Consider the following 435-nt stretch of genomic DNA (forward strand, 5'->3'; position numbering starts at 1 on the left):
CAATTTCTCTAGTAATTGTTCGATAACAGTATCCCATTGAACATCTTGAGGTCCCTGCAAAATCAACATCGCAAGTGATTTATATTCACGTTCAATTTCCACAATAAAATAATGATGTCCATTTAAAAGTTGTACACTTCCTAAAGCATATTTTCTTTTTGTTATTCCATCATCTAAAAAGCTAAACTTTCTACTTTCTTCAAAGGTAGGTAAATCTTCAATTTTAAAATCTATCGTTTTAACACTTGGAAAATCATTTAATTCATTTAATAGCTTTATAAACTCGCCCAGTTCACCTGTTACTGAAGCTTCATGTACACCAATCAACTCTATCCCTCTTATTAAACTATTTCCTCCAGTATCTGCCACTGTGCGCTGATTAGTATCTTCAATCAAAAATTGCTTTGTATCTTCATTAGTCGATTCTCTTAGCTT

The 435-nt window shown here is 32.0% G+C and carries 1 protein-coding gene; it reads right to left on the bottom strand.

Annotated features, from left to right (window positions below; all coding sequences use genetic code 11):
- A partial coding sequence (locus KVT27_RS23750) for a Tn7-like element transposition protein TnsE (protein WP_254636264.1) occupies window positions 1-396 on the bottom strand: 396 nt, incomplete at its 3' end.
- Between the last annotated feature and the right edge of the window lie 39 nt (window positions 397-435).

Origin of the sequence: Lysinibacillus sp. GbtcB16, assembly GCF_019091145.1 — a bacterium.
GTDB lineage: Bacteria > Bacillota > Bacilli > Bacillales_A > Planococcaceae > Lysinibacillus > Lysinibacillus fusiformis.